The sequence below is a fragment of the Pseudomonas sp. NPDC086278 genome (genome assembly GCF_050280905.1).
Classification (GTDB): domain Bacteria; phylum Pseudomonadota; class Gammaproteobacteria; order Pseudomonadales; family Pseudomonadaceae; genus Aquipseudomonas.
In genome coordinates this window covers 1-5,959 of the sequence record NZ_JBNNWE010000167.1, presented here as the reverse complement: position 1 = coordinate 5,959, position 5,959 = coordinate 1, and the positions used below count along the sequence as shown (strand labels likewise).

At 59.5% G+C, this 5,959-nt stretch carries 5 protein-coding genes; all 5 read left to right on the top strand.

Annotated features, from left to right (window positions below; all coding sequences use genetic code 11):
* Positions 1 to 64: 64 nt before the first annotated feature.
* The 5 genes from rpsR to ACQKP4_RS28115 all read left to right on the top strand — a co-directional run bounded on the left by rpsR (position 65) and on the right by ACQKP4_RS28115 (position 5,782).
* On the top strand, positions 65 to 244 hold the full coding sequence (gene rpsR / locus ACQKP4_RS28135) for a 30S ribosomal protein S18 (protein ID WP_427637309.1): 180 nt from the start codon (positions 65 to 67) through the stop codon (positions 242 to 244).
* 36 nt (positions 245 to 280) lie between these two features.
* On the top strand, positions 281 to 1,174 hold the full coding sequence (locus ACQKP4_RS28130; RefSeq protein WP_427637308.1) for a hypothetical protein: 894 nt from the start codon (positions 281 to 283) through the stop codon (positions 1,172 to 1,174).
* 19 nt (positions 1,175 to 1,193) lie between these two features.
* Positions 1,194 to 1,640, top strand: a complete 447-nt coding sequence (gene rplI, locus ACQKP4_RS28125) for a 50S ribosomal protein L9 (protein WP_092274087.1) — start codon at positions 1,194 to 1,196, stop codon at positions 1,638 to 1,640.
* 121 nt (positions 1,641 to 1,761) lie between these two features.
* Positions 1,762 to 3,156: a replicative DNA helicase gene (dnaB, locus tag ACQKP4_RS28120; protein WP_427637306.1), complete on the top strand. Its 1,395-nt coding sequence runs from the start codon at positions 1,762 to 1,764 to the stop codon at positions 3,154 to 3,156.
* A 322-nt stretch (positions 3,157 to 3,478) separates the two neighbouring features.
* Entirely contained in the window at positions 3,479 to 5,782 is a 2,304-nt protein-coding gene (locus ACQKP4_RS28115; RefSeq protein ID WP_427637305.1) for a YgiQ family radical SAM protein, read from the top strand.
* The last annotated feature ends 177 nt before the right edge of the window (positions 5,783 to 5,959 follow it).

Genomic DNA, 5,959 nt, shown 5'->3' with positions numbered 1-5,959 from the left:
CGCGTTCTTCGAGAATCTGTACCAGCGTTTCGCCGACCGTACCGGTGGCGCCGATCACGGCGATATCAAAGGACTGGGTCATGGTGCTATCTCTGCCCTGAAAGCATACGTATCCGAGACCGGCAAAATCGTTCCAAGCCGTATCACCGGTACCAAAGCACGTTATCAGCGTCAGCTGGCCACCGCTATCAAGCGCGCCCGCTTCCTGGCCCTGCTGGCCTACACCGACAGCCACGGCCGCTGAGACCGGGCAGTCGACACGTAGCAAAGGATTGAATGCATGCGTGCCATAGCAGAGTTCATCATGCGCGGCCGTATGCAGGCCACTCTCGTAGTGGCTGGATGCGCAACATTGCCGTTGTTGTATTGGTTGGGTGCTGCCGCTGGATGCTTCGTGCTCCTGCGGCGCGGATTGAAGGACGCCATTGGCGTACTTGCTCTGGGACTGCTGCCGGCATTGATCTGGTGGCTTTATGCCGATGACCCACGGGCACTTCTGGTGCTGCTGGGGTCTTGGAGCCTTGCGTTGGTTTTGCGCGCAAGTGAGTCCTGGAACCGCGTGCTGCTGGTCAGCATAGCGATGGGAGTGGTGTTTGCAGTGGTGCTGGGGACAGTTTTTGCTCCCCAAATCGAGATGCTGGCGCAGGCTTTGATAAAGGTCATGCCGTCGCTACTCGGTGATGTCTACCAGAAGTTGTCGGTAGACGAGCAAGCGCGTTTCGCGTCCCTGATAGCACCGGTCCTGACCGGCCTGATTGCGGCGTTGTTGCAAATCGTCAGTGTGCTGAGCCTGATTGTCGGGCGCTACTGGCAGGCGTTGTTGTACAACCCGGGTGGTTTTGGTCGCGAGTTTCGCGCCATCCGCTTCCCGCTGGGGCTGGCGATGTTACTGCTGGCGTTCATGCTGCTGGGGCCGAATATCGGTCCACAGATGGCCATGTTGACGCCGTTGTGCAGTGTCCCGCTGGTGTTCGCCGGGCTGGCCCTGATTCACGGGCTGGTGGCGCAAAAGCGACTGGCCAGGTTCTGGCTGGTGGGGTTGTACGTCACGCTGTTGCTGTTCATGCAGCTGATCTATCCGTTGCTGGTGGTCTTGGCCATTGTCGACAGCCTGATTGATTTTCGCGGTCGTTCGGCGCCGAAAGACGTCGATAGCGCGAACGGTGAAGGTTAAAAGTTAAGAGGATTTTCACATGCAACTGATCCTTCTGGAAAAAGTCACCAACCTGGGCAACCTGGGTGACAAAGTGAACGTTAAGGCTGGTTACGGTCGTAACTACCTGCTGCCTTACGGCAAAGCTACCGCTGCGACCGCTGCCAACGTGGCTGCGTTCGAAGAGCGTCGCGCTGAGCTGGAAAAAGCCGCAGCAGACCGTAAAACTTCGGCTGAAAGCCGTGCCGCCCAACTGGCTGAGCTGGAAGTGACTATCACTGCCACCGCCGGTGACGAAGGCAAGCTGTTCGGTTCGATCGGTACTCACGACATCGCTGATGCACTGACCGCCTCTGGCGTTGAAGTTGCAAAAAGCGAAGTTCGTCTGCCGAACGGCACTATCCGCAACGTAGGCGAATTCGACGTAGCCGTGCACCTGCACGCCGAAGTTGAAGCCACCGTACGCGTTGTCGTGGTAGCAGCTTAAGCAGCACTTGTCGGCTATGGCACCCTCGGGTGCTTGCCGGTAACATCGGGCACGATCCTGTTTACAGGTCGTGCCCTTTGTCTTTCTGCAGTTCCTGATTTTCATAACTATTCAAGTGGCCATGAACGATATCTCCGCACCCGAGCAATACGATCTGCAAACCGCTTCCCTGAAGGTGCCGCCGCATTCCATCGAGGCCGAACAGGCCGTGCTCGGTGGTTTGATGCTGGACAACAACGCCTGGGAACGCGTGCTCGATCAAGTGTCGGATGGTGATTTCTATCGGCATGACCACCGTTTGATCTTCCGCGCGATTGCCAAGCTCGCCGATCAGAACTCCCCGATCGACGTCGTGACCCTTGCCGAGCAATTGGACAAGGAAGGTCAGACCTCGCAAGTCGGCGGTCTTGGTTATCTGGGCGAACTGGCGAAAAACACGCCATCCGTCGCCAACATCAAGGCTTATGCGCAGATCGTTCGTGCGCGGGCGACCTTGCGCCAACTGATCGGCATCGCTTCGGAGATTGCCGACAGCGCTTTCAACCCGGAAGGTCGCACCGCTGAAGAGATTCTCGACGAAGCCGAGCGGCAGATTTTCCAGATTGCCGAGGCCCGGCCAAAAACCGGCGGCCCGGTGAGCGTGAACGACCTGCTGACCAAAGCCATCGACCGTATCGACACCTTGTTCAACACCGACAACGCCATCACCGGCCTGTCGACCGGTTACACCGACCTCGACGAGATGACCAGCGGCCTGCAACCGTCCGACCTGATCATCGTCGCCGGCCGTCCGTCCATGGGTAAAACCACCTTTGCGATGAACCTGGTGGAAAACGCCGTGTTGCGCAGCGACAAGTGCGTGCTGGTCTACTCGCTGGAGATGCCAGGCGAATCGCTGATCATGCGTATGTTGTCGTCCCTGGGCCGCATCGACCAGACCAAGGTCCGTGCCGGTCGCCTCGACGACGATGATTGGCCGCGCCTGACCTCGGCGGTCAACCTGCTCAACGACCGCAAGCTGTTCATCGACGATACGGCCGGTATCAGCCCGTCGGAAATGCGCGCGCGGACCCGGCGTCTGGTGCGTGAGCACGGCGACGTGGCCCTGATCATGATCGACTACCTGCAATTGATGCAGATCCCGGGTTCAGGCGGTGATAACCGCACCAACGAGATTTCCGAGATTTCGCGATCCTTGAAGGCCCTGGCCAAGGAATTCAACTGCCCGGTGGTGGCGCTGTCCCAGCTCAACCGCTCCCTGGAGCAACGACCGAACAAACGCCCGATCAACTCCGACCTCCGGGAATCCGGAGCGATCGAGCAGGATGCTGACGTGATCATGTTCGTGTACCGGGACGAGGTGTATCACCCGGAAACCGAGCACAAGGGCATCGCTGAAATCATCATCGGTAAACAGCGGAACGGCCCGATCGGTACGTCGCGACTGGCGTTCATCGGCAAGTACACCCGCTTCGAAAACCTCGCGCCGGGCAGCTACAACTTCGACGACGAGTAACCTGTGGCTGTAGCTGTAGCTGTAGCTGTAGCTGTAGCTGTGGTTGTGGTTGGGGTTGTGGCGAGGGGGCTTGCCCCCGTTGGGCTGAGTAGCAGCCCCCCAAAAAAACCTGCCGCCGCATTTCTCCAGGTGGATCGCATTCGCTGATTGGCGACTGCTTCGCAGCCGAACGGGGGCAAGCCCCCTCGCCACAAGGGTTATGCCCTGCCTCGGGGCCTCCGAACAAACAGCGCCGACATTTCCGACCATAGCCGTCGGAATTGGTTATTTTTTGTGCTATATTCCGCGCCCGCGATTTTTCATCTCAACACCGGTCATCGTCATGCAAACAGCCAAGCCGTTATTTGACTATCCCAAGTACTGGGCCGAATGTTTCGGTCCGGCGCCATTCCTGCCGATGAGCAGGGAGGAGATGGATCAGCTTGGCTGGGATTCCTGCGACATCATCATCGTCACCGGCGATGCGTATGTTGACCATCCGTCGTTCGGCATGGCGATCATCGGCCGGTTGCTGGAGTCGCAAGGCTTCCGCGTCGGGATCATTGCCCAGCCCAACTGGCAGTCCAAAGACGACTTCATGAAGCTCGGCGAGCCGAACCTGTTCTTCGGCGTCGCGGCCGGCAACATGGACTCGATGATCAACCGCTACACCGCCGACAAGAAAATCCGCTCTGACGACGCCTACACCCCTGGCGGCATGGCGGGCAAACGTCCGGACCGCGCCAGCCTGGTTTACAGCCAGCGCTGCAAGGAAGCGTACAAGAACGTGCCGATCGTGCTCGGTGGCATCGAAGCGTCCCTGCGCCGCATCGCCCACTACGATTACTGGCAGGACCGGGTACGCAACTCGATCCTGATCGACGCCTGCGCCGACATTCTGCTGTACGGCAACGCCGAGCGAGCAATTGTCGAAGTCGCCCAGCGTCTGTCCTACGGCCACAAGATCGAAGACATCACCGACGTGCGCGGCACCGCGTTCATTCGTCGCGATACGCCCAAAGACTGGTACGAAGTCGACTCCACGCGTATCGACCGTCCGGGCAAGGTCGACAAGATCATCAACCCGTACGTGAACACCCAGGACACCCAGGCCTGCGCCATCGAGCAGGAAAAGGGTCCGGTCGAAGACCCGAGCGAAGCCAAGGTCGTGCAGATTCTGGCCAGCCCGAAGATGACTCGCGATAAAACCGTGATTCGCCTGCCGTCGGTAGAAAAAGTTCGCGCCGACGCCGTGCTGTATGCCCACGCCAACCGCGTGCTTCACCTCGAAACCAACCCGGGCAACGCCCGTGCGCTGGTACAGAAGCACGGCGAAGTCGACGTCTGGTTCAACCCGCCGCCGATTCCGATGACCACCGAAGAAATGGACTACGTGTTCGGCATGCCTTACGCACGGGTTCCGCACCCGGCCTACGGCAAGGAAAAGATCCCGGCCTACGACATGATCCGTTTCTCGGTGAACATCATGCGTGGCTGCTTCGGCGGCTGCACCTTCTGCTCGATCACCGAGCACGAAGGCCGGATCATCCAGAACCGATCCGAAGAATCGATCATTCGTGAAATCGAAGAGATCCGCGACAAGGTGCCAGGCTTCACCGGCGTTATTTCCGACCTCGGTGGCCCAACCGCGAACATGTACCGCATCGCTTGCAAGAGCCCGGAAATCGAGTCCGCGTGCCGCAAGCCATCGTGCGTGTTCCCCGGCATTTGCCCGAATTTGAACACCGATCACTCAGCGTTGATCCAGCTGTACCGCAGCGCTCGTGCCTTGCCTGGTGTGAAGAAAATCCTGATTGCCTCCGGCCTGCGTTACGACCTCGCGGTCGAGTCGCCGGAATACGTCAAGGAACTGGTGACTCACCACGTCGGTGGCTACCTGAAGATCGCCCCGGAACATACCGAGGAAGGTCCGCTCAACCAGATGATGAAGCCGGGCATTGGCAGCTATGACAAGTTCAAGCGCATGTTCGAGAAGTACACCAAGGAAGCCGGGAAAGAGCAGTACCTGATTCCGTACTTCATCGCGGCTCACCCGGGCACCACCGACGAAGACATGATGAACCTGGCCCTGTGGCTAAAGGGCAATGGCTTCCGCGCCGACCAGGTGCAGGCGTTCTACCCGTCGCCGATGGCCACCGCCACCGCGATGTACCACTCGGGCAAGAACCCGCTGCGCAAGGTCACTTACAAAAGTGACGCGGTGACCATCGTCAAGAGCGAAGAGCAGCGTCGTCTGCACAAGGCGTTCTTGCGTTATCACGACCCGAAAGGCTGGCCGATGCTGCGTGAAGCGTTGACCCGCATGGGTCGCGCCGACCTGATCGGGCCGGGCAAGGACCAACTGATCCCGCTGCATCAGCCAGCGACCGACAGTTACCAAAGCGCTCGTCGCAAGAACTCGACGCCGGCCGGCAGCCATAAAGTGGCCGGCGAGAAGACCACCAAAATCCTCACCCAGCACACCGGCCTGCCGCCGCGTGCCAGTGATGGCGGTAACCCGTGGGACAAGCGTGAACAGGCCAAGGCAGCGGCGTTCGCCCGTAACCAGCAGGCGGCCAAGGAGCGCAAGGACGCGGCCAAAGGCAAAGGCCCGAAACCTGCGCGCAAACCGGTCGTACCGCGCTAAGCCTCGCATGAGCCAAACAAAACGCCAACCTTCGGGTTGGCGTTTTTTTTTGCCCCGCAGATCGTTCCAGATGTTGTCGTGAGGCGGCTGGCCTCTTCGCGAGCAAGCCCGCTTGTGTCTTGGGCAGGGGATAAACTTTGGGGTGAGAGGGGTGGATGGCAAGCTATGAGTCCGCGG